Source organism: Flavobacterium subsaxonicum WB 4.1-42 = DSM 21790 (assembly GCF_000422725.1).
GTDB lineage: Bacteria > Bacteroidota > Bacteroidia > Flavobacteriales > Flavobacteriaceae > Flavobacterium > Flavobacterium subsaxonicum.
In genome coordinates this window covers 257,802-283,530 of sequence record NZ_AUGP01000017.1, presented here as the reverse complement: position 1 = coordinate 283,530, position 25,729 = coordinate 257,802, and the positions used below count along the sequence as shown (strand labels likewise).

General features: G+C 41.3%; 23 protein-coding genes and 4 tRNA genes. 25 read left to right on the top strand and 2 right to left on the bottom strand.

The features are described 5' to 3' along the window. Positions 1-31 precede the first annotated feature (31 nt). The 22 genes from G509_RS0104090 (at position 32) to G509_RS0103985 (ending at position 20,175) form a co-directional block, all read left to right on the top strand. A complete protein-coding gene (locus G509_RS0104090) occupies positions 32-1,300 on the top strand; it encodes a DUF2851 family protein (RefSeq protein ID WP_026990359.1) in 1,269 nt (422 codons plus the stop codon). Between the two features lie 68 nt (positions 1,301-1,368). After that, positions 1,369-1,596, top strand: a complete 228-nt coding sequence (locus G509_RS0104085; protein ID WP_026990358.1) for a hypothetical protein — start codon at positions 1,369-1,371, stop codon at positions 1,594-1,596. Between the two features lie 46 nt (positions 1,597-1,642). After that, positions 1,643-2,542 carry a helix-hairpin-helix domain-containing protein gene (locus G509_RS0104080; RefSeq protein ID WP_026990357.1) on the top strand — a complete coding sequence of 300 codons (900 nt, stop codon included), beginning with the start codon at positions 1,643-1,645 and terminating at the stop codon, positions 2,540-2,542. Positions 2,543-2,558: 16 nt separating this feature from the next. Continuing rightward, positions 2,559-3,701: an acyl-CoA dehydrogenase family protein gene (locus tag G509_RS0104075; protein WP_026990356.1), complete on the top strand. Its 1,143-nt coding sequence runs from the start codon at positions 2,559-2,561 to the stop codon at positions 3,699-3,701. Between the two features lie 164 nt (positions 3,702-3,865). Beyond that, on the top strand, positions 3,866-5,248 hold the full coding sequence (locus tag G509_RS0104070) for an alpha-amylase (protein WP_026990355.1): 1,383 nt from the start codon (positions 3,866-3,868) through the stop codon (positions 5,246-5,248). A 75-nt stretch (positions 5,249-5,323) separates the two neighbouring features. Then, the gene (gene rpsU, locus G509_RS0104065; protein ID WP_026990354.1) at positions 5,324-5,518 is read left to right on the top strand and encodes a 30S ribosomal protein S21; all 195 of its coding nucleotides are present in this window, start codon (positions 5,324-5,326) and stop codon (positions 5,516-5,518) included. A gap of 69 nt (positions 5,519-5,587) precedes the next feature. Next, on the top strand, positions 5,588-6,490 hold the full coding sequence (locus tag G509_RS0104060) for a tyrosine-type recombinase/integrase (protein WP_026990353.1): 903 nt from the start codon (positions 5,588-5,590) through the stop codon (positions 6,488-6,490). Positions 6,491-6,516: 26 nt separating this feature from the next. Then, positions 6,517-6,819, top strand: coding sequence for a ribosome hibernation-promoting factor, HPF/YfiA family (gene hpf / locus G509_RS0104055; protein WP_026990352.1), 303 nt, complete (start codon positions 6,517-6,519; stop codon positions 6,817-6,819). A 92-nt stretch (positions 6,820-6,911) separates the two neighbouring features. After that, positions 6,912-6,985 (top strand) — tRNA-Thr (locus G509_RS0104050). 43 nt (positions 6,986-7,028) lie between these two features. Continuing rightward, positions 7,029-7,109, top strand: a tRNA-Tyr gene (locus G509_RS0104045). 29 nt (positions 7,110-7,138) lie between these two features. Continuing rightward, positions 7,139-7,210, top strand: a tRNA-Thr gene (locus G509_RS0104040). A gap of 55 nt (positions 7,211-7,265) precedes the next feature. Beyond that, positions 7,266-8,450, top strand: coding sequence for an elongation factor Tu (gene tuf, locus G509_RS0104035; protein ID WP_026990351.1), 1,185 nt, complete (start codon positions 7,266-7,268; stop codon positions 8,448-8,450). Between the two features lie 60 nt (positions 8,451-8,510). After that, positions 8,511-8,581, top strand: a tRNA-Trp gene (locus tag G509_RS0104030). Between the two features lie 17 nt (positions 8,582-8,598). Continuing rightward, positions 8,599-8,796, top strand: coding sequence for a preprotein translocase subunit SecE (gene secE / locus G509_RS0104025; RefSeq protein ID WP_026990350.1), 198 nt, complete (start codon positions 8,599-8,601; stop codon positions 8,794-8,796). A gap of 10 nt (positions 8,797-8,806) precedes the next feature. Then, positions 8,807-9,358, top strand: coding sequence for a transcription termination/antitermination protein NusG (nusG, locus tag G509_RS0104020; protein ID WP_026990349.1), 552 nt, complete (start codon positions 8,807-8,809; stop codon positions 9,356-9,358). A gap of 69 nt (positions 9,359-9,427) precedes the next feature. Further along, entirely contained in the window at positions 9,428-9,865 is a 438-nt protein-coding gene (gene rplK / locus G509_RS0104015) for a 50S ribosomal protein L11 (RefSeq protein WP_026990348.1), read from the top strand. 18 nt (positions 9,866-9,883) lie between these two features. Next, entirely contained in the window at positions 9,884-10,573 is a 690-nt protein-coding gene (gene rplA, locus G509_RS0104010; RefSeq protein ID WP_026990347.1) for a 50S ribosomal protein L1, read from the top strand. 23 nt (positions 10,574-10,596) lie between these two features. Further along, on the top strand, positions 10,597-11,112 hold the full coding sequence (gene rplJ / locus G509_RS0104005; protein ID WP_026990346.1) for a 50S ribosomal protein L10: 516 nt from the start codon (positions 10,597-10,599) through the stop codon (positions 11,110-11,112). Between the two features lie 67 nt (positions 11,113-11,179). Continuing rightward, positions 11,180-11,554 carry a 50S ribosomal protein L7/L12 gene (gene rplL, locus G509_RS0104000; protein ID WP_026990345.1) on the top strand — a complete coding sequence of 125 codons (375 nt, stop codon included), beginning with the start codon at positions 11,180-11,182 and terminating at the stop codon, positions 11,552-11,554. Positions 11,555-11,681: 127 nt separating this feature from the next. Further along, positions 11,682-15,494 (top strand): DNA-directed RNA polymerase subunit beta, encoded by a 3,813-nt coding sequence (gene rpoB / locus G509_RS0103995; RefSeq protein ID WP_026990344.1) that lies wholly within the window; start codon positions 11,682-11,684, stop codon positions 15,492-15,494. A 68-nt stretch (positions 15,495-15,562) separates the two neighbouring features. Then, a complete protein-coding gene (gene rpoC, locus G509_RS0103990) occupies positions 15,563-19,861 on the top strand; it encodes a DNA-directed RNA polymerase subunit beta' (RefSeq protein ID WP_026990343.1) in 4,299 nt (1,432 codons plus the stop codon). Between the two features lie 2 nt (positions 19,862-19,863). Next, positions 19,864-20,175: a DUF3467 domain-containing protein gene (locus G509_RS0103985; protein WP_026990342.1), complete on the top strand. Its 312-nt coding sequence runs from the start codon at positions 19,864-19,866 to the stop codon at positions 20,173-20,175. Between the two features lie 55 nt (positions 20,176-20,230). Here G509_RS0103985 and G509_RS0103980 read toward each other — a convergent pair whose 3' ends face one another. Beyond that, complete coding sequence (locus G509_RS0103980) at positions 20,231-20,953, bottom strand: hypothetical protein (RefSeq protein WP_026990341.1); 723 nt, start codon at positions 20,951-20,953, stop codon at positions 20,231-20,233. A gap of 62 nt (positions 20,954-21,015) precedes the next feature. Further along, positions 21,016-22,047: an acyltransferase gene (locus G509_RS0103975; protein WP_026990340.1), complete on the bottom strand. Its 1,032-nt coding sequence runs from the start codon at positions 22,045-22,047 to the stop codon at positions 21,016-21,018. 144 nt (positions 22,048-22,191) lie between these two features. Between G509_RS0103975 and mutL the strand changes: the two genes are divergently transcribed. From mutL to G509_RS0103960, 3 genes are read left to right on the top strand one after another with little or no spacing between them, the layout of a single operon-like run. Further along, positions 22,192-24,063: a DNA mismatch repair endonuclease MutL gene (gene mutL / locus G509_RS0103970; RefSeq protein WP_026990339.1), complete on the top strand. Its 1,872-nt coding sequence runs from the start codon at positions 22,192-22,194 to the stop codon at positions 24,061-24,063. Continuing rightward, positions 24,060-24,818 (top strand): rhomboid family intramembrane serine protease, encoded by a 759-nt coding sequence (locus G509_RS0103965; RefSeq protein WP_026990338.1) that lies wholly within the window; start codon positions 24,060-24,062, stop codon positions 24,816-24,818. The genes mutL and G509_RS0103965 overlap by 4 nt, the downstream gene beginning before the upstream one ends. Position 24,819: 1 nt before the next feature. Next, entirely contained in the window at positions 24,820-25,719 is a 900-nt protein-coding gene (locus tag G509_RS0103960) for a rhomboid family intramembrane serine protease (protein WP_026990337.1), read from the top strand. Positions 25,720-25,729: the final 10 nt, after the last annotated feature.

Below are 25,729 nucleotides of genomic sequence, written 5' to 3'. Positions count from 1 at the left end.
TATGTACATTAGTCACCGTTAGAATCAGGCTATGAAAGAAGATTTCCTTCACCACGTATGGCAATTTAAAAAGTTTAACCTACACGGATTAACAACCGTGCAGGGCGATCAGGTTGAGATTATCAATGCCGGTCAATACCTGCAGCTGGCAGGCCCCGACTTTTTTAATGCCCAAGTTGTTATTGCAGGCCAAAAGTGGGCGGGTAATGTAGAAATACATATTAAATCGTCTGACTGGTATTTACACAACCACGAGCGCGATACCAATTACGATAGCGTGATACTGCACGTGGTTTGGGAACATGATACCGAGGTAATGCGAAAAGATAACTCGGAAATACCGGTGTTGGAACTAAAGCACCACGTAGACCCGAAACTACTTGACAGCTACAATGCACTGGCCGCTACAAAAACCTGGATATATTGCGAGAAGGAGCTGGAAACCATGAACAGCTTTGTAATAGAGAACTGGAAAGAACGCCTGTTTTTTGAACGCCTGGAGCGCAAAGCTAAACCTATTGTGCAACTGGCTAAAGAAACTGATGGCGACTGGGAAGCGGTGTTATTCTGCTTTTTGGCGAAAAATTTTGGATTGAATACTAACGGCGAGGTGTTTTACAGTATAGCCACATCGATACCTTTTAGCATTGTTAGAAAAGAAAGCTTTGAAGCCGAAAATATCGAAGCACTGTTAATGGGCAGGGCGGGCATTCTTGATGGCGAGTTTGAAGATGTCTATGCCAAAGACCTTAAAGCCCGCTACCAATATATTGTACAAAAGCATCGGTTAGAGCCGGTACATATAGATAGTGTAGAGTATTTTAGGCACCGGCCCGATAATTTCCCAACAATAAGGCTGGCGCAACTGGCACAATTGTACCACAGCGGTCAGAATTTATTCTCTAAAATAATAACGGCGAATACCTTAACCGAATTATACAGTATTTTTAATGTGCAGGCGTCGCCGTACTGGAATACCCATTACCGGTTTGATAAAGAGAGTCCGCGTAAGCGAAAAAGCTTATCAGCGTCGTTTATAGATTTGTTGGTTATCAATACCATAATCCCATTCAGGTTTGCGTATGCTAAAAGCATCGGTAAAGAAAATACCGAAGAACTTGTAGCCCTGATGCAACAGGCAGCACCGGAAAAGAATGCCATAATAGATAAATTCCGTACGTTTAAAATAGCGCCACAATCGGCTTACGATACACAGTCTCTACTACAACTTAAAAATGAGTACTGCAACCACAAACGCTGCATGCAATGCGCATTAGGCCTCGAACTTTTAAAAAGGTGATTTATAGAAAGCTATTGTATAAAGTAGTAATTTTGAACACTGAACACTGAACACTGAAACCAAATCCCATGTCTTTAATAACAAACATCAGGCATTTTTTCGAAAAGCATGGCTTTGAAGTGGCTTCGCGCTTTGCCGACAAGCTGGGTATGCGTGCCACCAATGTGCGCCTGTTTTTTATTTACATAACCTTTGTTACGGCAGGGTTGTGGTTTGGGGTGTATTTAACCCTGGCCTTCTGGCTTAAGTTAAAAGATATGTTTTACACCAAGCGCAGTTCGGTTTTCGATCTGTAATACATTCAGCACCTAAGCACATTAGTATCTCAGCAACTTCTTAATAATGCCATTACCCAACTTACCTTACCGTTTTACCAAAGACCAGCGAAAGGGTATTGTGGCATTATGTCTTCTTATAATAATAGTACAGGCGGGATATTTTATTTTAAACGCATTTGATTTTTCATCTCAGGCTCAAAAATCAGAAGCAGAAAAGCAATGGCTTGCCCACCAGTCGCAGATTGATGCGCTTAAAGTCCAACAAACGGGTAACGAGTACAAACGCTATCCTTTCAATCCAAATTACATATCCGATTATAAAGGTTATACTTTAGGGATGTCGGTTAAAGAAATCGACCGCCTTAAAGCCTTCCGCGAAAGCGGGAAATTTGTCAACTCTAAAGAAGAGTTCCAAAAAATTACGGGAATGCCTGATAGTATCCTTAAAAGCATTTCGCCTTATTTTAAATTTCCAGACTGGGTAAATAAGAAGCAGCCGGCCCAGCATTATGCATCGGCTGAAAAGCAAAAAAACATTTATCCTGAAAAGAAGGAATCAGTTAAACCGGTTCTGGATATTAATACCGCTGTAGAAGAAGATTTGGTTAATGTATACGGTATTGGCCCTGCTTTTGCCAAAAAAATACTGCGCCGCCGTGCCGATCTGGGGGCTTTTGTAAGCATGGAGCAAATGGATGATTTTAAAGAATTTTCTCCTGAAGCACTTGCCGGGCTTAAGAAAAGTTTTACTGTTGGTAGCCATCCGCAGGTAGTTACAATTAACGTAAATACTGCGTCGTTACAGCAATTGGCGCGCTTTCCATACTTTAATCGCGATATTGCCAAAGCCATTATTACAGAACGTAGTATGATGGGAAAAATCGCTAATTTTGACGAATTGATAAAAATTAACGATATTTTTAATTATAAATCAAAAATAATTCGCTTATATTTGGATTTCTAATAATAAGCCTTTTATAATGAACTTTGATTATAATGAAACGCAGGGCATGATTGCCGAATCAATCAGGGACTTTGCAGAAAAAAACATCCGCCCCAATATTATGGAGTGGGATGAAACCCAACATTTTCCGGTAGATTTGTTTAAACAGCTTGGCGAAATGGGCTATATGGGTGTTTTGGTGCCCGAAGAATATGGCGGATCTGGCCTTGGCTACCACGAATACATTACGGTTATAGAAGAAATATCTAAAGTAGACCCATCTATAGGGCTATCGGTTGCGGCGCATAACTCGCTTTGCACCAACCATATCTTAACTTTTGGTAACGAAGAGCAAAAAAAGAAATGGCTGCCTAAACTGGCTACGGCCGAATTTATTGGTGCCTGGGGCTTAACGGAGCACAATACGGGGTCTGACGCAGGGGGGATGAATACCACTGCCGTTAAAGATGGCGACCATTGGGTTGTTAACGGGGCTAAGAATTTTATTACCCATGCCAAATCTGGCGATGTTGCTGTTGTAATAGTACGTACTGGTGAAAAAGGTGACTCCCGTGGTATGACTGCTTTTGTTTTTGAAAAAGGAATGCCGGGCTTTACAAGCGGCAAAAAAGAAAATAAGCTGGGCATGCGTGCCAGCGAAACTGCCGAATTGGTATTTGATAACTGCCGTATACCCGATGCCAACAGGCTGGGAGAGGTAGGCGAGGGCTTTATACAGGCCATGAAGGTGCTCGATGGTGGCCGTATTTCTATAGGGGCATTGTCTTTGGGTATTGCAAAAGGCGCTTACGAGGCGGCTCTTAAATATTCTAAAGAGCGCCACCAGTTTGGCCAGCCAATTAGTAGTTTTCAGGGTATTGCCTTTAAACTGGCTGATATGGCTACCGAAATCGAGGCATCAGAGCTATTGCTTCATAAAGCGGCCTTTTTAAAAAATAACCACAAACCTGTAACGCTTGCGGGTGCTATGGGCAAAATGTACTCGTCTGAAGTTTGCGTGCGCGTAGCTAACGAAGCCGTGCAAATTCACGGAGGGTATGGCTATACAAAAGATTATCCGGTAGAAAAATTTTACAGGGATGCCAAATTGTGCACCATAGGCGAAGGAACAACCGAAATTCAGAAGCTTGTTATATCGCGTAACCTGCTGAAAGATTAATATTTAAAATGCAACTAACTAACTGTCGGGGCTTTCTGAATTTCAGGAAGCCCTTTTTATTTTACTTATCAACACTATAACGTTATAGTGTTATTCTGGCTATCGCATTTGTAATTTTAGATGCCATTTTTTATAAATTAGGTAGAAACCAATACCTTTTATTTATGAAATGCATATTTACAACAGCAGTAGCCATATTCTTTTTATGGGGCTGCGCTAACGACATGGATGTTACCGAGCAGGAAGTCCAAAACAACAACAGCAATACAAACAGGGCAATTCCGCAAAGTGGTGGATCCGTATCTACAGCACGGTCTGCCGGTACTAAAGTTATGATGCAGGCTTTTTACTGGGATGTACCTTCGGGCGGCACCTGGTGGAATACTGTTTCGGGCAAGCTTCCTTCGTGGGCAAGTGCAGGTATCGATGCCGTTTGGCTTCCGCCGGCCACCAAAGCGCAAAATGGTGGTTACTCTATGGGCTACGACCCTTTTGACTATTTTGATTTTGGCAGCTATAACCAGATGGGCAGTATCGAGACCCGATTTGGGTCGCTTGCAGAGATCCAGTCGCTTATTTCAACCGCACACAGTAACGACCTGAGCGTGATTGCCGATATTGTAGTGAATCATAACAGTGGCGGCTCATCACAATCTAACCCATACACCGGCGGCAGTACGTGGACCGATTTTCAGCCGGCATCAGGACTGTTTGCCCGTTCGTACAACGATTTTCATCCTAACAATGTGCATACTGCCGATGCAGGTTCGTTTGGCGGTTTCCCAGATCTGTGCCATGACAAAACCTATGTGCAGGACTGGCTGTATAATAACTCCAATTCTATTGCCAAATATTATAAAAACACTATGGGGTTTGATGGTTGGAGGTTCGACTTTGTAAAAGGTTTTGAGCCCTGGGTGGTTAAAAACTTTAAAAATGCAGTAGGCGGCTTTACAGTAGGGGAGTATTGGGATGGCAATGCTGCCACCCTGGAAACCTGGGCCAATAGTGCCGAAGCCAGTGCTTTTGATTTTGCCTGCTATTACAAAATGCGCGATGCCCTGGCTAATAACGACCTTACACAGCTTAACGGAGACATGCTGCTTAAGCGCAATGCCTACCGTGCTGTAACCTTTGTGGCCAACCACGATACCGATGAGATCTATACTAATAAAATACTGGCTTATGCTTATATTTTAACCCATGAGGGCTACCCGTGTATTTTTTACAGGGATTATGAGGAGTGGCTGGATAAAAATAAACTCAACAACCTTATATGGATACATAATAATAAGGCTCTTGGCAATACTACTTATTTATATGCCGATAACGATGAGTATGTTGCCCGCCGTAACGGTAGCCCCGGCATAATTGTTTACATTAACAATAGCGATTCCTGGCAGGAACGTTGGGTAGATACCAATTGGGCAAGTACTACTATTAAAGATTTTACAGGCAACTCTGCGTGGGAGCCTGTAACGCAGGCAGATACCTGGGTAAAAGTACAGGCGCCGCCGCACGGCTATACCATTTGGTCTGTTAAATAAAAACAGGTAATAATTTTGGTGGGTATAAAAAATAGTTATAAGTTTGCACCCTTAACGAGAGGAGGTGTTATACTTATGTTGATTATACCAATTAAAGACGGAGAAAATATCGATAGGGCGCTTAAGCGTTACAAACGTAAATTTGATAAAACCGGAACTGTACGTCAGCTTAGAAGCCGTACGGCTTTCACGAAGCCATCTGTTAAAAGAAGGGTTCAAATACAAAAAGCAGCCTACATACAAGGGTTAAGGGACTCTGTAGAGAACTAATTAAATTCTTAGGTTTATAATATTACCGTTAGCGGCAAAGGTTTATCTTTGCTGCTAACGGTTTTTTTTATGGTTACAAGTAAAGATGCATACCGCGATTACCTTAGTAAAGAAAAAAATTATTCTTTGCTAACCCTGCGCGCCTATTTGGATGATGTAGCTGCTTTTGAGCAGTTTATACAACAGGATGATGCCGGTGCAACGTTAGAGGAGGTTAATTACAGCCAGGTGCGCAGCTGGATCGTGCAGCTTGTAGAGGCGGGTATTGCTAACACATCGGTTAACCGAAAAGTGTCTTCCTTAAAATCGTTCTACAAATTTTTGCTTAAATCGAGGCAAATCGAAATCAATCCGCTGCAAAAGCACAAATCGCTTAAAACAGAAAAAAAAGTACAAATACCTTTTTCTGAAAAAGAGCTTAAAGATGTGATTGATTTTAATGAGTTTCCGGATGATTTTGAAGGTTTGCGCAATCGCCTTATAATAGAATTGTTTTATGCTACCGGTATACGCCGTGCCGAACTTATTGGCTTAAAGATGGGTAGTTACGATTCGGGCAATCGAACCCTTAAGGTGTTGGGTAAGCGCAACAAAGAGCGTATGCTGCCGGTTTTGGATAGTACTACAGTGCTAATTGCTGATTATCTTGCAAAAAGGCAGGGGTTGGTGCATGCGGTGGATGCCGATATGTTAATTGTTACCGGGGCGGGTAAAAAAATAAGCGAATCTTTTGTCTACAGGTTAATAAATAGTTACTTTAGTGTTGTCTCCGGTAAGGTAAAGACAAGCCCGCACGTATTGCGGCACACCTTTGCAACACACTTACTAAACAACGGGGCCGATTTAAATTCAGTAAAGGAATTATTAGGGCACGCGAGTTTATCATCTACACAAATATATACGCACAGCAGTCTTGCTGAATTAAAAAAAGTATATAAGGATGCGCATCCGCGTAACCGTGATGATTCCTGAAATGTTTAACCTAAAATGTTTTTATTATGAAAGTAAATGTTCATGCGGTTAACTTTAATGTTGACAAAAAATTGGTTGGCTATGTTCAGGGAAGATTGGATAAGCTTGATAAGTATTATGATAAGGTTGTAAATTCTGATGTTTTTTTTAAACTCGATAATACCAGCGATAAAGAAAATAAAATAGCAGAGATAAAACTAATAGTACCGGGAGATGAGTTTATAGTCAAAAAACAATGTAAAACATTTGAAGAGGCAGTAGAACTGGCGGCAGAATCTATGGAACGTTTGCTAATGAAGAGAAAACAAAAAATCAGGGCACATTCTTAATGTGAAAAAAAAATATAGAAAATGTTTTGATTAAAAAATAAATTATATACATTTGCAGTCCGTTAGAAATAGCGGACTTTTTTATTGAAGACGCCGGTGTAGCTCAGTTGGCTAGAGCAGCTGATTTGTAATCAGCAGGTCGTGGGTTCGAGTCCCTCTATCGGCTCAAAATATTGTTTTTTGATAAGCATCTGAAAAAGTAAAGGTTAGGGGAGATACTCAAGCGGCCAACGAGGGCAGACTGTAAATCTGCTGTGAGAACTTCGCAGGTTCGAATCCTGCTCTCCCCACAAAAACGTCAGGCGTAAGCCTGTTACCAGCCGGTGTAGCTCAGGGGTAGAGTGCTTCCTTGGTAAGGAAGAGGTCACGGGTTCAATTCCCGTCATTGGCTCAAAGTTTAGAAGAATTTGAACACTAATTATAAACTAAGATTAAATTATTAAATCATGGCAAAGGAAACTTTTGATCGTTCCAAACCCCACTTGAATATTGGTACAATTGGACACGTTGACCACGGAAAAACTACCCTTACTGCAGCGATAACTAAAGTATTATCTGATGCAGGTTATTCTGAAGCTAAATCATTTGACCAAATTGATAACGCTCCTGAAGAAAAAGAAAGGGGTATTACTATTAATACTTCTCACGTAGAGTATGCTACTGCTAACCGCCACTACGCTCACGTTGACTGTCCAGGTCACGCGGATTACGTTAAAAACATGGTTACAGGTGCTGCTCAGATGGATGGTGCTATTCTTGTAGTTGCTGCTACAGATGGTCCAATGCCACAAACTCGTGAGCACATCCTTTTAGGTCGCCAGGTTGGTGTTCCAAGAATGGTTGTTTTCATGAATAAAGTAGACATGGTTGATGATGCTGAGCTTTTAGAGCTGGTTGAAATGGAAATCCGTGACCTACTATCTTTTTATCAGTATGATGGAGATAACGGACCAGTTATCCAGGGTTCTGCTCTTGGTGCACTTAACGGTGAGCCTCAGTGGGTTGATACAGTTTTAGCTCTTATGGCTGCTGTTGATACTTGGATCGAAATGCCGGTACGTGATGTTGAGAAACCTTTCCTTATGCCTGTTGAAGACGTATTCACTATCACTGGTCGTGGTACTGTTGCTACAGGTCGTATCGAAACTGGTATTGCTAACACAGGTGATGCAGTTGAAATCATTGGTATGGGTGCAGAAAAACTTACATCTACTATTACGGGTGTTGAGATGTTCCGTAAAATCCTTGACCGTGGTGAAGCTGGAGATAACGTAGGTTTACTACTTAGGGGTATCGACAAAGCTGATATCAAAAGGGGTATGGTTATCGTTAAGCCAGGATCTGTTAAGCCACACGCGCATTTTAATGCAGAGGTTTACATCCTTAAAAAAGAAGAAGGTGGACGTCACACTCCATTCCACAATAACTACCGTCCTCAGTTTTACGTTCGTACAACGGATGTAACTGGTACTATCACTCTTCCAGCAGGTGTAGAGATGGTTATGCCAGGTGATAACCTTACTATCGAAGTGCAACTTCTTAGCCCAATCGCTCTAAGCGTAGGTCTACGTTTCGCTATCCGTGAAGGTGGTCGTACAGTAGGTGCAGGTCAGGTTACTGAGATCCTATAGTATTTAAATTATATAAAGCCAGCGCGGTGCCTTGGTGTACCGGCTGGCTTTTATTAACAAACGGGTGTAGTTCAAGGGTAGAATAGCGGTCTCCAAAACCGTTGATGGGGGTTCGAATCCCTCCACCCGTGCAAAAAAAGCAAAGACAATGGCAAAGATTACCAACTATATATCAGATGCATTTACAGAGCTAAAAGACAATGTAACGTGGCCGGAGTGGGCAGAAGTGCAACGCTTAACCATTATTGTAGCTGTTTTTTCGGTAATATTTGCATTGATAACCTTTGGAGTAGACAGGGGTTTCGAGATCCTTGTTGCAAAAGTGTATAGTTTCTTAAAAAATTAATTTTATTGCGATGACTGATAACAATGTCAAAAAATGGTATGTGGTTAGGGCGGTAAGCGGTCAGGAAAATAAAGTTAAAAACTACATCGAAACAGAAATTAGCAGACTGGGTATGTCTGATTATATCTCTCAGGTGCTTGTTCCAACAGAAAAAGTTGTGCAGGTAAAAGACGGTAAAAAAATCAGCAAAGACAGAGTGTATTTTCCCGGATATGTAATGGTAGAGGCTAACCTAACCGGCGAAATTCCACACATTATTAAATCTATAACAGGTGTTATTGGGTTTCTTGGTGAAACTAAAGGTGGAGACGCTGTGCCTTTAAGGCTTTCTGAAGTAAACAGGATGCTGGGTAAAGTAGATGAACTTTCGGTTAAAACAGATAACGTTTCTATACCATTTACAATTGGCGAAACGATAAAAGTAACAGACGGGCCGTTTAACGGCTTTAATGGTACTGTAGAGAAAGTTAATGAAGAAAAGCGCAAGCTTGAAGTGATGGTGAAGATCTTTGGAAGAAAGACTCCGCTGGAATTAAGCTTTATGCAAGTAGAAAAAGTATAATTTTTGTTACACTTATTATAAAACCACATCATTCGCTTCCAATGAAGATGTGCTAAATCTTTTAAAGAAATGGCTAAAGAAATTAGTAAAGTAGTTAAACTACAAGTTAAGGGAGGTGCTGCGAATCCGTCGCCACCGGTTGGACCTGCTTTGGGGGCTGCTGGTGTTAATATCATGGAGTTCTGTAAGCAGTTTAATGCAAGAACACAAGATAAACCTGGCAAAGTATTACCAGTACAAATTACTGTGTATAAAGACAAATCTTTCGAGTTTGTTGTTAAAACGCCACCGGCTGCTATTCAATTACTGGATGCTGCCAAACTAAAGTCGGGTTCTGGAGAACCAAACCGTAAGAAAGTAGCTAGCGTTACCTGGGATCAGATCAGGGCTATTGCTGAAGACAAAATCGTTGACCTTAATGCTTTCACTATAGAGAAAGCAATGAGCATGATTGCAGGAACAGCAAGGTCTATGGGTATAACCGTATCAGGAGCAGCTCCTTTTTAATCGTAAAAAGACAAAGAAATGGCAAAATTGACAAAAAAACAGAAAGAGGCTGCTTCTAAAATTGAGAAGAACAAACTGTACTCTTTGAAAGATGCATCTGCATTGATCAAAACAGTTGCATCTGCAAAATTTGACGAATCGGTTGATATCTCAGTGCGTCTTGGTGTAGATCCAAGAAAAGCAAACCAAATGGTAAGGGGTGTAGTTACACTTCCTCACGGTACAGGTAAAGATGTAAGGGTTCTTGCCCTTGTAACTCCGGATAAAGAGGCAGAAGCTAAAGCTGCAGGTGCAGACTTTGTAGGTTTAGATGACTACCTTCAAAAAATAAAAGATGGATGGACAGATGTTGATGTTATCATCACTATGCCAAGCGTTATGGGTAAATTAGGTCCGTTAGGTAGAATATTAGGCCCTCGTGGTTTAATGCCAAACCCTAAAACAGGTACCGTTACTATGGACGTGGCTAAAGCTGTTACTGAAGTTAAAGCTGGTAAAATTGACTTTAAAGTTGATAAAACCGGTATCGTTCATGCAGGAATTGGAAGGATTTCTTTTGAAGCCGACAAGATTACTGAGAACGCTCACGAAATTATTCAGACATTAATCAAATTAAAACCAACTGCAGCTAAAGGTACATACATCAAGAGTATTCACATCTCAAGTACTATGAGCCCTGCTATTGCCCTAGATCCTAAGGCGGTATAATTGGTAGTTAAAAAGTTTTTATTATGACCAAAGAAGAAAAATCAAAAGTTATTGAAGATTTAACTGCGCAATTAACCGGTTCTAATGTTGTCTATGTGGCAGATATTAGCGGTCTTAACGCAACAGTTACTTCAGACTTAAGAAGGGCTTGCTTTAAAGCAGGTATAAAACTTGAAGTGGTTAAGAACACCCTGCTTGAAAAAGCAATGGAAGGTTCTGACAATAACTATGGTGATTTACCTACCATACTTAAAGGCAACACTTCTATAATGATTTCAGAGAACGGTAACGCTCCTGCTAAAATCATCAAAGAATTCCGTAAAAAATCTGATAAGCCTGTATTAAAAGGTGCTTACATTTTCGAAGCGGTATTTATTGGAGACAACCAGCTTGATGCTCTTGTATCTCTTAAATCTAAAGACGAAGTTATTGGCGAAATCATTGGCCTACTTCAGTCTCCTGCTAAAAATGTTGTTTCTGCCCTTAAATCAGGCGGTGGCAAAATTGCAGGAATACTTAAAACATTATCTGAGAAATAATCAGGTAATACGCGCAGAACGCACTTAATGAATTATATATTACAAACTATTTAAAACGATAGAAAAAATGGCAGATTTGAAACAATTCGCAGAACAATTAGTTAACCTTACAGTTAAAGAAGTTAACGAACTTGCTACAATACTTAAAGATGAGTACGGAATCGAGCCTGCTGCTGCTGCAGTAGTTGCTGGTCCTGCTGCTGGTGGAGACGCTCCAGTTGCTGAAGAGCAATCAGAATTTACAGTAGTACTTAAAGATGCTGGTGCTTCTAAACTTGCTGTTGTTAAAGCAGTAAAAGAACTTACAGGCTTAGGTCTTAAAGAAGCTAAAGATCTTGTAGACGGTGCTCCTGCAAATGTAAAAGAAGGTATTTCTAAAGATGAGGCTGAAGGTCTTAAAAAATCATTAGAAGAAGCCGGAGCTGTTGTTGAGCTTAAATAAGCTTACATCGGTTAAAACCCTTAGGTTAAGGCCTTGAGAAAAATTCTCAATGGCCTTAACCATTTTTCGTATAATAATATTTTATACGTTTCTATATTACTTTTTTTAATCAAAATTTTGTCCATTGATGATAACAAATCAGACTGAAAGATTAAATTTTGCCTCAACAAAAAACATCCCAAGCTATCCGGATTTTCTGGATATACAGGTAAAGTCCTTCAGGGATTTTTTCCAGCTTGAAACCAAATCGGATGAAAGAGGCAACGAAGGTCTTTATAACACCTTCATGGAAAACTTTCCGATTACTGATACCAGAAATCAGTTTGTATTGGAGTTCCTTGATTACTTTGTTGATCCGCCACGTTATACAATTGAAGAGTGTATAGACAGGGGCCTTACTTACAGCGTGCCGCTTAAAGCGCGTTTAAAGCTGTACTGTACAGACCCTGAACATGAAGATTTTGAAACAATTGTGCAGGATGTTTATTTGGGAACCATCCCATACATGACACCAAGTGGTACTTTTGTTATCAACGGTGCAGAGCGTGTAGTTGTTTCGCAGCTTCACAGGTCGCCCGGTGTATTCTTTGGCCAGTCGTTCCACGCAAATGGAACCAAACTTTACTCTGCAAGGGTAATTCCTTTCAAAGGTTCATGGATTGAGTTTGCTACAGATATTAACAGTGTTATGTATGCTTACATCGACAGGAAGAAAAAACTACCTGTTACTACTCTTTTCAGGGCTATTGGATTTGAAAGGGATAAAGATATCCTTGAGATTTTTGACCTTGCCGAAGAAATTAAGGTGTCTAAAACAGGCCTTAAAAAATATATTGGCAGGAGGCTTGCAGCTCGTGTGCTTAATACATGGCACGAGGATTTTGTGGATGAAGATACAGGCGAGGTAGTTTCTATTGAGCGTAACGAGATTATATTAGACAGGGATACTATTATCGATAAAGATAATGTTGAAGAGATCATTGATTCTAACGTAAAAACGATACTGCTTCATAAAGAGGATAACAACCAGGCCGATTATGGTATTATCCACAACACGCTGCAAAAAGACCCTACTAACTCAGAAAAAGAGGCTGTAGAGCACATTTACCGTCAGCTGCGTAATGCAGAACCACCTGATGAGGAAACAGCTCGTGGCATTATAGATAAATTGTTCTTCTCAGACCAGCGTTACAACTTAGGTGATGTGGGCCGTTACAGGATGAACAAAAAACTTGGTCTTGATATCCCGATGGAAAAGCAGGTGCTTACCAAAGAAGATATTATTACCATTGTAAAATACCTTATTGAGCTTATAAACTCTAAGGCAGAGATTGATGATATCGATCACCTTTCTAACCGTCGTGTTAGAACGGTAGGAGAGCAGCTATCTGCACAGTTTGGTGTAGGTCTTGCCCGTATGGCCAGAACTATCAGGGAGCGTATGAACGTTAGAGATAACGAGGTGTTTACACCAATCGACCTTATCAATGCTAAAACATTGTCGTCGGTTATCAACTCTTTCTTTGGTACCAATCAGCTTTCTCAGTTTATGGACCAGACTAACCCTCTTGCAGAGATTACGCACAAGCGTAGGCTATCGGCACTTGGACCAGGTGGTTTATCTCGTGAAAGAGCAGGTTTCGAGGTTCGAGATGTTCACTATACGCACTACGGTCGTTTATGTCCTATCGAAACTCCTGAGGGTCCAAACATTGGTCTGATATCGTCTCTTGGCGTTTACGCTAAGGTTAACGGTATGGGCTTTATAGAAACTCCTTACCGTAAGGTTACCGAAGGTAGGGTAGATTTGGATTCTGAACCAATTTACTTAAGTGCTGAAGAAGAAGAAGGTAAAATGATTGCCCAGGCAAACATCCAGATGGATGCCGATGGTAACATTACTGCAGATAAAGTTATTGCCCGTGAGGAAGGTGACTTCCCGGTGGTAGACCCTTCTGCGGTACATTATACAGACGTTGCACCTAACCAGATTGCATCAATATCGGCTTCATTAATCCCGTTCCTGGAACATGATGATGCTAACCGTGCGTTGATGGGATCTAACATGATGCGCCAGGCGGTTCCTCTTTTACGTCCGGAAGCCCCAATTGTGGGTACAGGATTGGAGCGCCAGGTAGCGAGTGACTCAAGGGTACTTATTAATGCCGAAGGCAGTGGTACTGTAGAGTATGTAGATGCTAACCAGATTACTATTAAATATGATAGGACCGACCGTGAGAGAAGCATTAGCTTTGATCCGGACGAGAAAACATACCAGCTTATTAAGTTTAGAAAAACTAACCAGAGCACCAGCATTAACCTTAAGCCAATTGTAAGAAGAGGCGACAGGGTTGTTAGAGGCCAGGTACTTTGCGAAGGTTATGCTACACAAAATGGCGAGCTTGCTCTTGGCCGTAACCTTAAAGTGGCATTTATGCCTTGGAAAGGTTATAACTTTGAGGATGCAATTGTTATCTCAGAAAAAGTGGTTCGTGATGATATCTTTACGTCGATACACGTAGATGATTACTCTCTTGAAGTTAGGGATACCAAACTGGGTAACGAAGAGTTAACCAACGATATACCAAACGTTAGTGAGGAAGCTACTAAAGATCTTGACGAGAATGGTATGATTAGGATTGGTGCCGAGGTTAAACCTGGCGACATCCTTATTGGTAAGATTACTCCTAAAGGAGAGTCTGACCCTACACCGGAAGAAAAACTGCTTCGCGCCATATTTGGCGATAAAGCGGGCGATGTTAAAGATGCTTCGTTAAAAGCGTCTCCATCGCTTCATGGCGTGGTTCTTGATAAGAAACTGTTTGCGCGTGCCGTTAAGGATAAACGCAAACGTACTAAAGATAAAGACGATTTAGGCAAACTTGAAGGCGATTTTGAAGTTAAGTTCGTAGAGCTTAAAGACAGGTTGATAGACAAGTTGTTTAATATTGTTAACGGAAAAACTTCTCAGGGAGTTATGAATGATCTTGGTGAAGAAGTACTACCAAAAGGTAAGAAATACACCCAGAAAATGTTATATGCCGTTGAAGATTTTGCTCACTTAACTAAAGGACAGTGGACTACGGACGATGATACCAATGCAATGGTTAACGACCTTATACACAACTATAAAATTAAGCTGAACGACCTTCAGGGTGCTCTTAGAAGAGAGAAGTTTACCATTACGGTTGGAGACGAATTACCATCAGGTATCTTAAAACTTGCTAAAGTTTACATTGCTAAAAAACGTAAGCTTAAAGTGGGAGATAAAATGGCAGGACGCCACGGTAACAAAGGTATTGTTGCCAAAATTGTTCGCCATGAAGATATGCCGTTCCTTGCGGATGGTACTCCTGTAGATATCGTACTTAACCCGCTTGGTGTACCATCTCGTATGAACATTGGGCAGATTTACGAAACGGTTCTTGGATGGGCCGGTATGAATTTAGGACGCAAATTTGCTACCCCTATTTTTGACGGAGCATCGCTTGACCAGATTAATGAACTGACTGATGAGGCAGGAATACCAAGGTTTGGCCATACGTATTTATACGATGGTGGAACCGGAGAGCGTTTCCACCAGCCGGCAACTGTAGGTGTTATCTACATGCTTAAACTGGGCCACATGGTAGACGATAAGATGCACGCACGTTCTATTGGTCCATACTCGCTTATCACGCAGCAGCCTCTTGGAGGTAAAGCTCAGTTTGGTGGCCAGCGTTTTGGAGAGATGGAGGTTTGGGCACTTGAGGCCTATGGTGCATCGAGTACACTAAGGGAGATACTGACTGTTAAATCGGATGACGTTATTGGTAGGGCTAAAACTTACGAGGCTATCGTTAAGGGTGAAACCATGCCGGAACCAGGATTGCCAGAATCGTTTAATGTATTAATGCATGAACTTAAAGGCCTTGGATTAGACATCAGATTAGAGGAATAAATTACCACGGGAACGGCTTTGCGGCCGTTCCCTTCTATACTTTTTAATAAATTGGTAGATTACATATCATGACAAGATTAAAAGATAAAAATACCGTAAAAAGGTTTAACAAGATATCAATAGGCCTGGCCTCGCCGGAGTCTATTCTTGCTGAATCAAGGGGTGAGGTTTTAAAACCGGAAACCATTAACTATCGTACCCACAAACCGGAAAGGGACGGCCTTTTCTGCGAGCGTATTTTTGGCCCTGTAAAGGACTTTGAATGTGCCTGCGGTAAATATAAAAGGATTCGATATAAAGGGATTGTTTGTGACCGATGCGGTGTTGAAGTTACTGAGAAGAAAGTTCGACGTGACAGGGTAGGCCACATCAATCTTGTAGTGCCTATTGCCCACATTTGGTATTTCCGTTCGCTGCCTAACAAAATTGGTTATATACTTGGCCTTCCGTCTAAAAAATTAGACATGATCATATACTACGAAAGGTATGTGGTTATACAAGCCGGTATTGCTAAAGGCCCGGATGGCGAAAGCCTTAAAAGGTTAGACTTTTTAACCGAAGAAGAATATCTTAATATATTAGATACACTACCTGCAGAAAACCAGTATTTAGATGATAACGACCCTAACAAGTTTATCGCTAAAATGGGTGCAGAGTGTATTATGGACCTGCTTGCAAGGATTGACTTAGACGAATTGTCTTACCAGCTACGCCACAGTGCCAATAACGAAACGTCTAAACAACGTAAAACTGAAGCCCTTAAAAGGCTACAGGTTGTTGAGTCTTTCCGTGAGTCTAACTTTAACAGAGAAAACCGCCCAGAGTGGATGATCCTTAAAGTTATTCCGGTTATCCCGCCAGAACTTAGGCCATTGGTGCCGCTTGATGGTGGACGTTTTGCAACTTCCGATCTAAACGACCTTTACAGAAGGGTAATTATCCGTAACAACCGTTTAAAAAGGTTAATGGAAATTAAAGCCCCTGAGGTTATCCTACGTAACGAAAAGCGTATGCTACAGGAATCTGTAGATTCACTTTTTGATAACACAAGGAAAGCTTCTGCTGTTAAAACAGAATCTAACAGGCCGCTTAAATCATTATCCGATTCATTAAAAGGTAAACAAGGCCGTTTCCGTCAAAACCTTCTTGGTAAACGTGTTGACTATTCTGCACGTTCGGTAATTGTTGTTGGTCCAGAGATGAAATTGTTTGAGTGCGGTTTGCCAAAAGATATGGCGGCTGAGCTTTACAAACCGTTTGTTATACGTAAGCTTATAGAGCGTGGTATTGTTAAAACGGTAAAATCGGCTAAAAAAATAATAGACAAAAAAGAACCTGTAGTTTGGGATATTCTTGAAAACGTAATTAAGGGCCACCCGGTATTACTAAACAGGGCTCCTACGCTTCACAGGCTTGGTATACAGGCATTCCAGCCAAAACTTATCGAAGGAAAAGCTATACAGCTTCACCCATTGGTATGTACGGCATTTAATGCGGATTTTGATGGTGACCAGATGGCGGTACACCTTCCGTTAGGGCCAGAGGCTATATTAGAGGCGCAGCTGTTAATGCTTGCATCGCACAATATCCTTAACCCTGCTAACGGTGCGCCTATTACGGTACCTTCTCAGGACATGGTACTTGGTCTGTATTACATGACCAAAGAACGTTTGTCTACAGATGACCACAAAATATTAGGTCAGGACCTTACTTTCTATTCTGCCGAAGAAGCTAATATAGCTTTAAACGAAGGCCGTGTAGAGCTTAATGCCCGTGTTAAGATACGTGCTAAAGACTTTAACGAGGCTGGCGAACTGGTTTACAAAGTAATCCAGACAACAGCAGGTAGGGTATTGTTTAACGAAGTAGTTCCGGAAGCTGCCGGTTACATTAACGAGGTACTTACCAAAAAATCTCTTAGAGATATTATTGGTAAAATCTTAAGTGTTACCGATGTGCCTACAACTGCGGCGTTCCTTGACAACATGAAAGACATGGGCTACAAATTTGCCTTCAGGGGTGGTTTGTCATTCAGCCTTGGAGATATTATTATCCCGGCAAGAAAGCAAGAGTTAATCTCTGATGCTAACGAGCAGGTAGATGCTATCTCTGTTAACTATAACATGGGTTTAATTACCAACAACGAGCGTTACAACCAGGTAATCGACGTTTGGACATCTACCAACGCACTGCTTACAGAGCTTGCCATGAAAAACATTAGAGAAGACCAGCAAGGTTTCAACTCGGTGTACATGATGCTTGACTCTGGGGCGAGGGGTTCGAAAGAGCAGATTCGTCAGCTTACAGGTATGCGTGGTTTGATGGCTAAGCCTAAAAAATCAACTGCCGGTGGTGGTGAGATTATCGAAAACCCAATTCTTTCTAACTTTAAAGAAGGCCTATCGATCCTTGAGTACTTTATCTCTACTCACGGTGCACGTAAAGGTCTTGCGGATACGGCTCTTAAAACGGCCGATGCCGGGTACCTAACAAGGAGGCTGCACGACGTTTCTCAAGATGTTATTGTAAACTCTGTAGATTGTGGTACACTTAGGGGTATTGAGGTTAGCGCACTTAAAAAGAACGAAGAGATTGTAGAAACTCTTGGTGAAAGAATATTAGGCCGTGTTGCTTTACAAGATGTTATTAATCCGCTTAATAACGAGGTTCTTGTACATGCAGGCGAGCAGATTAAAGAAGCAGAGGTTAAAGCTATAAACGCTGCGCCTATAGAGCGAGTAGAAGTACGTTCTCCGCTTACTTGTGAGGCAAGAAAAGGTATATGCGCCAAATGTTATGGACGTAACCTTGCTACCGGCAAAATGACCCAAAGGGGTGAGGCTGTTGGTGTAATTGCTGCACAGTCTATTGGAGAGCCGGGTACACAGCTTACACTACGTACATTCCACGTTGGTGGTGTTGCGGGTGGTATATCTGAAGAGTCAAGCATTGTTACCCGTTTTGCAGGTAGGCTTGAGCTTGAAGATCTTAAAACCGTAGTTGGTGAAGATTCTGAAGGCAACCAGACTGATATTGTTGTATCTCGTTCTACAGAGCTTAAGCTTGTAGATGTTAACACAGGTATTGTATTAAATACGCACAACATTCCTTACGGTTCAAGCATCTTTGTTAAAGACGGCGATATCGTAGAAAAAGGAGCTACAATATGTAAATGGGATCCTTATAACGGTGTTATTATCTCTGAGTTTACCGGTAAGGTAGCTTACGAAGACATCGAACAAGGACAATCGTTTATGGTTGAAATAGATGAGCAGACAGGTTTCCAGGAAAAAGTAATCTCTGAGGCAAGGAACAAGAAATTGATCCCGACCCTATTGATCTACGGAAAAGACGGAGAGCTTATACGTTCGTACAACCTACCGGTTGGAGCCCACCTTATTGTTGATAACGGTGAGAAGATTAAAGCAGGTAAGATTCTTGTAAAAATACCAAGGCGTTCTTCTAAAACCGGCGATATTACCGGAGGTTTACCAAGGATTACAGAGCTTCTTGAAGCACGTAACCCTTCTAACCCTGCTGTAGTATCTGAAATTGACGGTGTAGTATCGTTCGGTAAGATCAAAAGGGGTAACCGCGAGATTGTTATCGAATCTAAATTTGGAGAGATCAAGAAATATTTAGTTAAACTTTCTAATCAGATCCTTGTTCAGGAAAATGACTACATTAAAGCTGGTTTACCACTTTCTGACGGTGCAATTACACCAGAAGATATCCTTAGGATACAAGGCCCATCTGCAGTACAGCAGTACCTTGTAAACGAAATTCAGGAGGTTTACCGCTTACAGGGTGTTAAGATTAACGATAAACACTTTGAGGTTGTTATCCGCCAGATGATGCGTAAAGTACAGGTTCAGGATCCGGGAGATACCCTTTTCCTTGAAGACCAGTTAATACATACGTCTGACTTTATTGTAGAGAACGATAAGCTTTACGGAATGAAAGTTGTTGAAGATTCAGGAGATTCTGAAAGCTTAAAAGCTGGGCAAATTATTACGCCACGTGAATTAAGGGATGAGAACTCGTTGCTAAAACGTAATGATAAAGCCCAGGTATCGGCAAGAGATGTAGTTCCTGCAACTGCAACTCCTGTATTACAGGGTATTACAAGGGCGTCGCTTCAAACTAAATCGTTCATTTCTGCTGCATCGTTCCAGGAAACTACTAAAGTACTAAACGAAGCTGCAGTAGCAGGTAAAGTAGACGGACTTGAAGGACTTAAAGAAAATGTAATTGTTGGTCACAGGATACCTGCTGGTACAGGTATGAGAGACTACGATAACATTGTTGTAGGTTCTAAAGAAGAATATAATGAGTTATTAACTCCTAAAGAGGAATATAACTATTAATAATGAGCGACCAGAAACAACAACCCGGACAAATAAACATAGAACTGGATGAAAAAACGGCCGAGGGTACCTACAGTAACCTTGCCATCATCAACCATTCGGCTTCTGAGTTTGTTGTTGATTTTGTAGCCATTATGCCGGGTATACCCAAGGCGAAGGTTAAATCACGTATAGTGCTAACGCCACAGCACGCCAAAAGGCTGCTAAAAGCGTTAGGCGAGAACATCCACCGTTTTGAAGCTGCCCACGGCACAATAAGCGACACGGAGCAACCGCAAATTCCACTGAGTTTTGGTCCGGCAGGACAGGCTTAAAATAAATAAGAAACCCACTCGAAAGAGTGGGTTTTTTTATGGTTTAATTTGAATCTTAGGTAGAATTCCATAATGCCAAATTAAAGATTGGCCATAATTTTGAGGCACTCCCTGTAATTTTTTTTACGGTAACTTTTTTGTTGTTTATAATTTTATAATATTCTAACGTTTTTAATTTCTTATTGTTATCATGGCAAATGCTTATTCCCATTTCTAAACTTAAACTGTCGGCTACAATAGCATACTTTTCTTTCCATAGGCAGCCAATAAGTCCATGCCAATCTGACTGTACAAATTTTCCTTCATTATTGTATCTTACATTAGGCAGGTCGTAAAACCTGTTGTGCTCGTAAAGATTATTTTTTGCGTTAAAAATAAATACCATATTATCATTATTGTGAGCTCTACTGGTAGCCGAAGATAAAACTGCATCAGGGTAATCGTCCCCATTTAAATCAAAGGTTAAAGCATAGCTCCTAAAAGCACCATAGTGTAATGTATCAGTAGCCATCCAAACTTCCGCAATTCCTTTTTGAAAGAAAATTGTGAGGCTGTCACCTTCAACATAAAATGCATAGCTGTGTCCATTAGCTTTACCTATACTAAGAGTAAACAAACCGTCTTTTTGCATTATAGATATCTTATCTGAATCTTTGTATTTTTCAAGGCTATCTTTTACCGAGAAACTTTCTTGCTGCTTTATGTTAGTGACAGAAGAACTACTCAGAAAAACTATTGCAGATAATATACCTCCTAAAAATAGTATGTAGAATTTCATAAAGTTAGGTTATTATATAAATATACAAATTAGTTTGCTGTGTTGTGTCAATGTATTGCGCTTCAAAAATACCTCCCCACCACCGGAATATTTTTAAGCAGGATGCTTAAAAATAAACTAACAGCAAGGCATACAATTGTGCCCGCAAGTATACCTATTATGGGGTGGATAAAGTTCCATGTTAACCCTAATCGCATCATAATGATGATTATCAGGGCATGAGAAAGGTATATGGTGTAGCTGTGCCTCGATATAAGGTTTCTTACCGTGGCTATTGCAGGGTTGGTTACTGTGCTATTATAAAGTAGTATATAGATACCGATGCTTTGCAGCATTACGGTTATGCTTCGGTGGTTGTAAAATGCTTCGTTAACCTCGTTAAAGGCATAGGCATAATACAATGCGCCCGAAAACGTACCCATTATACCCGTTAAAAATAACGCCCAGCCTATTTTTTTAGAGGCTATCGGGTAATTAGACAGATAGTAGCCCAATATAAAGTATCCCGGAAAAATGGCAAACAACGATAATTCTAAATTGGGTACGTAAGTCCCAAAGTAAGATGCTGTTACGGCATTAAAAACCAGCCAGATAATTAGCAGGTACAGCAAATTATTTTGTGATGCATTTTTAACGTACACCCGCAAAATGGGCGTCATAAAGTAAAGGCCTATAAGCACGTATACATACCACAGGTGGTAAAAACTGCCGTTTTTAAGCTTTAGTAAGGCGTAGGTAACAAAGTTGGCGATGTCTAAATTATAAAAAGTCTTTTCCTGGTTGTAGCTTAAAGTGATATACACAAAACTGAATAACAGGAACGGGACAAGAATTTTAGTCAGCCTTTTTTTAAGAAATGGCAGTATGCTATAATCTCTGTTTAACAGCACCGTGCCCGATATCATAATAAAAATAGGGAACCTGAACGACTCAAAAAGGTTGGCAACACTCCAGTGGGCTAACGTAGTATCTTTTAAATTATAAACGCCCTGGCCGGCTATGTGCGCCATAATTACACTGATTATAGCTACAACCCTCAAATTATCAATCCACTCAATTCTGTCTTTAGGTTTTATGATAGCCGGGTTTGTCATTTAAATAATCAGGGGTTTAGGTTCAGGATAAATATACTATAAAATTTAAAGTGTGGTGCAGTTATTTCAAAACCCTGCGCCTTCATCATTCCACAATATTTCCTTAACTTTGATGCTTACCAATAATACATCATTCCCTTTCTAATGTCCAGTATAATCCAGTTACTTCCAGACCATGTTGCCAACCAGATAGCTGCCGGAGAGGTGGTGCAGCGGCCGGCTTCTGTTGTAAAAGAGCTGCTGGAAAATGCTGTAGATGCCGGCGCTACCGAGATTAAACTTATAGTTAAAGATGCCGGTAAAACCCTGGTGCAGGTTATAGATAACGGTAAAGGCATGAGCGTTACCGATAGCCGCCTGTGCTTTGAGCGCCACGCTACCTCTAAAATTAGGCATGCTGAGGATTTATTCTCTTTGCATACCAAAGGCTTTAGGGGCGAGGCTTTGGCCTCTATTGCGGCTATTGCCCACGTAGAGCTTAAAACCAAACAGGACCAGGAAGAGCTGGGCACGCACCTTATTATAGAGGGCAGTAAATTTACCAGCCAGGAAGTGGCCGTGCTGCCTAAGGGAACATCATTCTCGGTTAAGAACCTCTTTTTCAATATCCCTGCCCGCCGTAACTTTTTAAAAAGCGATACGGTAGAATTTAGGCATATAGTAGACGAATTTGAGCGTGTTAGTATGGCGCACCCCAACATTGGGTTTATACTGTACCACAACGGCAGCGAAATGTTTAACCTGCCCATTGGTAACACACGCCAGCGTATTGTAAACATTTTTGGCGGACGTACTAACGAGAAATTGGTTCCGGTTAAGGAAAGCACCGAAATTGTAGAAATTACGGGCTTTGTTGCCAAACCTGAGTTCGCGAAAAAGAATAGGGGAGAGCAGTTCTTTTTTGTAAATAATAGATTTATAAAAAGTGGCTATCTGCACCATGCTGTTATGGCAGCTTACGAAGGCCTGCTTAAAGATGGTTGCCAACCGGGCTACTACCTGTACCTGGAGGTGCCGCCGCATACAATAGATATTAATATTCATCCCACTAAGACTGAGATAAAGTTTGACGATGAGCATGCGCTTTACGCCATACTGCGCTCGTCTATAAAGCATGCACTGGGGCAGTTTAATGTGGCTCCCGTATTGGATTTTGACCGCGATAACAACCTTGATACGCCATATAGTTATGAGGGTCGAGAGGCCGTTATGCCCACTGTTCAGGTAGACCGTAGCTTTAACCCGTTTACGGCCGAAGACAAGCCTGTAAGGGCGTCATCGGTATCGGCATTTGCCACACCCGGGACTTCTTTTAGAAAGTCGGAACGCCAGGCAACGTGGGAGAGCCTTTACACCGGCATTAACACGGCTACCGAGGAAGTTGCCGAGATAAACTTTGAATCGGAAGAAGTTACCGGCTCACTTTTTAATGATAACGAAGTGGAACAGGCAGTGTATAAAACCTACCAGATCCATAAAAAATATATTGTAAGCCCCATTAAGTCGGGTATGGTTATAATCGACCAGAAACGGGCGCACCAGCGTGTGTTGTATGAGCAATTTTTACGCAATATAACGGTGCAGCATGCGGCCAGCCAGCAGTTATTGTTTCCGCTGATTTTACATTACAACCAAAACGAGCTCGACCTGATTAAAGAAATGCAGGACTCGCTGGTTAATACCGGTTTTGTATTTACAGAGTTTAACCACGACCATATTGTAGTATCGGGCCTGCCGGTTAACGTTGCCGAAAGCGAGGTATCTATCTTGTTGGAAGAACTGATAAACGACCTGCAACAGGAAGTGCCCGACAGCAGTTTTAGCCAAAGCGATAGTATTGCCAAGTCTATGGCACGAAGTTTGGCGGTAAAGACCGGAACGCTTTTATCTGACAAAGAGCAGGAAAATATGGTTAACGCCCTGTTTGCCTGCAAAGAGCCCGATGTGTCGCCTTTTAATAAACCTACTTTCATTACCGTGAGTGTGGAAGACCTTGATAAACGATTTGCCCTATGATGCGAGTTACCGAAACTGTTAAGCAGTTGATTATTATTAACATTATCTTTTTTGTGGGAAGCCTTATTGTTGGCCCTGCGGCAGATGATATATTAGCCATGCATTTTCCTTTAAACCCTGATTTTAAAGTATGGCAGCCACTTACGTATATGTTTATGCACGACAGGCATAACTTTTTACATATTATTTTTAATATGATTGGTTTATGGATGTTTGGCAGCTCGTTGGAGCAGGTGTGGGGGGCAAAAAAGCTTATCTTTTTCTACATCTCCTGTGGGTTAGGGGCAGTTGCCCTGCATATTGGTATCGATTATTATATGTTTAATAAAGCAATGGCTGTTGTAGAGGCAAGCGGGTTAACCCGCGACCAGATACTTGCTGCTTTAAGTACAGAAAATCTTGATGTATTTCAGGGTAAAATAGACCAGGCTACATTTAATATGCTGGCAAATAGTGGCTATTATGGCGCTATGTTAGGAGCATCTGGTGCATTGTATGGTATTACGGTGGCCTTTGCCTTTGTATACCCCGATGTTCCAATGATGATGATGTTTATCCCTATTCCCATTAAGGCTAAATATCTTGTGCCGGGTTTATTGGCACTCGATTTATTTTTAGGCCTTAAAGGTCAGGGTATATTTGGCAGCGGTGGCGATGGCATTGCCCACTTTGCCCACCTTGGGGGCGCGCTTATTGGTTTTATTATGATGTGGTACTGGAAGAAAAATTCCTTTAATAACAACCGTTGGAACTAATATGAGTATTATAAACGATCTTAAAATGGAATACCGTGTTGGCGGTATTGTGCAGCGCCTTATTTTTTGGAATGTAGGGATGTTTGCTATTCCGTTGATACTTTTTAGTATACTAAAGCTTGGCGGTGTAGATGTTACGGCTTTTGACTGGACGGATGCCTACCCGGGCGATTGGTTTTGCCTTTCGAGCAACCTTGCCGACCTGCTTTGGAAACCCTGGTCTATTATTGGCTACGCATTTTTACATGCCGGTATTTTGCACCTGGTGTTTAACATGCTGGTGCTTTTTTCTTCGGGCAGGTTGTTCCTTACCTTTTTTACACAAAAGCAGTTGTTTGGGTTGTATATCCTCTCGGCAATTTTTGCCGGGCTGGTATTTATCTTAGGCTATAATGTTATTCCCACATTAACGGGCACATGGGCGGGCATGGTTGGTGCTTCGGCATCTATTATGGCAATTTTAGTGGCTACAGCAACGTATTCACCACAATATCCGGTACGCCTAATGCTTATAGGTACGGTTAAGCTTTGGCAAATTGCTATTGTTTTAATTGTGCTGGACCTTATTAATGCATCGGTAGAAAATACGGGTGGCCACCTGGCGCACCTTGCCGGATCGTTGTTTGGGTTTCTTTACATAAAATTACTACAAAACGGCACCGACCTTAGTAAAGGCGTGAGTGCAATTATCGATTTTTTTGCTAACCTGTTTACTCCCAAAAAGAAAGCGCCCTTTAAAAAAGTACACCGCAACCCTGCGCCTGCGGCAAAGGTTAACGTATCTAAACCTAAAGATATAACTCAAAAACAAATAGACGAGATACTCGATAAAATAAGTAAATCGGGCTACGACAGCCTTACAAAAGATGAGAAAGATTTTTTATTTAAAGTTGGTAAATAATAAGTAGATT

Coding starts and splice junctions, on each gene's coding strand:
- G509_RS0104090 (WP_026990359.1), top strand. CDS start 32: ATGAAAGAAGATTTCCTTCACCACGTATGGCAATTTAAAAAGTTTAAC.
- G509_RS0104085 (WP_026990358.1), top strand. CDS start 1,369: ATGTCTTTAATAACAAACATCAGGCATTTTTTCGAAAAGCATGGCTTT.
- G509_RS0104080 (WP_026990357.1), top strand. CDS start 1,643: ATGCCATTACCCAACTTACCTTACCGTTTTACCAAAGACCAGCGAAAG.
- G509_RS0104075 (WP_026990356.1), top strand. CDS start 2,559: ATGAACTTTGATTATAATGAAACGCAGGGCATGATTGCCGAATCAATC.
- G509_RS0104070 (WP_026990355.1), top strand. CDS start 3,866: ATGAAATGCATATTTACAACAGCAGTAGCCATATTCTTTTTATGGGGC.
- rpsU (WP_026990354.1), top strand. CDS start 5,324: ATGTTGATTATACCAATTAAAGACGGAGAAAATATCGATAGGGCGCTT.
- G509_RS0104060 (WP_026990353.1), top strand. CDS start 5,588: ATGGTTACAAGTAAAGATGCATACCGCGATTACCTTAGTAAAGAAAAA.
- hpf (WP_026990352.1), top strand. CDS start 6,517: ATGAAAGTAAATGTTCATGCGGTTAACTTTAATGTTGACAAAAAATTG.
- tuf (WP_026990351.1), top strand. CDS start 7,266: ATGGCAAAGGAAACTTTTGATCGTTCCAAACCCCACTTGAATATTGGT.
- secE (WP_026990350.1), top strand. CDS start 8,599: ATGGCAAAGATTACCAACTATATATCAGATGCATTTACAGAGCTAAAA.
- nusG (WP_026990349.1), top strand. CDS start 8,807: ATGACTGATAACAATGTCAAAAAATGGTATGTGGTTAGGGCGGTAAGC.
- rplK (WP_026990348.1), top strand. CDS start 9,428: ATGGCTAAAGAAATTAGTAAAGTAGTTAAACTACAAGTTAAGGGAGGT.
- rplA (WP_026990347.1), top strand. CDS start 9,884: ATGGCAAAATTGACAAAAAAACAGAAAGAGGCTGCTTCTAAAATTGAG.
- rplJ (WP_026990346.1), top strand. CDS start 10,597: ATGACCAAAGAAGAAAAATCAAAAGTTATTGAAGATTTAACTGCGCAA.
- rplL (WP_026990345.1), top strand. CDS start 11,180: ATGGCAGATTTGAAACAATTCGCAGAACAATTAGTTAACCTTACAGTT.
- rpoB (WP_026990344.1), top strand. CDS start 11,682: ATGATAACAAATCAGACTGAAAGATTAAATTTTGCCTCAACAAAAAAC.
- rpoC (WP_026990343.1), top strand. CDS start 15,563: ATGACAAGATTAAAAGATAAAAATACCGTAAAAAGGTTTAACAAGATA.
- G509_RS0103985 (WP_026990342.1), top strand. CDS start 19,864: ATGAGCGACCAGAAACAACAACCCGGACAAATAAACATAGAACTGGAT.
- G509_RS0103980 (WP_026990341.1), bottom strand. CDS start 20,953: ATGAAATTCTACATACTATTTTTAGGAGGTATATTATCTGCAATAGTT.
- G509_RS0103975 (WP_026990340.1), bottom strand. CDS start 22,047: ATGACAAACCCGGCTATCATAAAACCTAAAGACAGAATTGAGTGGATT.
- mutL (WP_026990339.1), top strand. CDS start 22,192: ATGTCCAGTATAATCCAGTTACTTCCAGACCATGTTGCCAACCAGATA.
- G509_RS0103965 (WP_026990338.1), top strand. CDS start 24,060: ATGATGCGAGTTACCGAAACTGTTAAGCAGTTGATTATTATTAACATT.
- G509_RS0103960 (WP_026990337.1), top strand. CDS start 24,820: ATGAGTATTATAAACGATCTTAAAATGGAATACCGTGTTGGCGGTATT.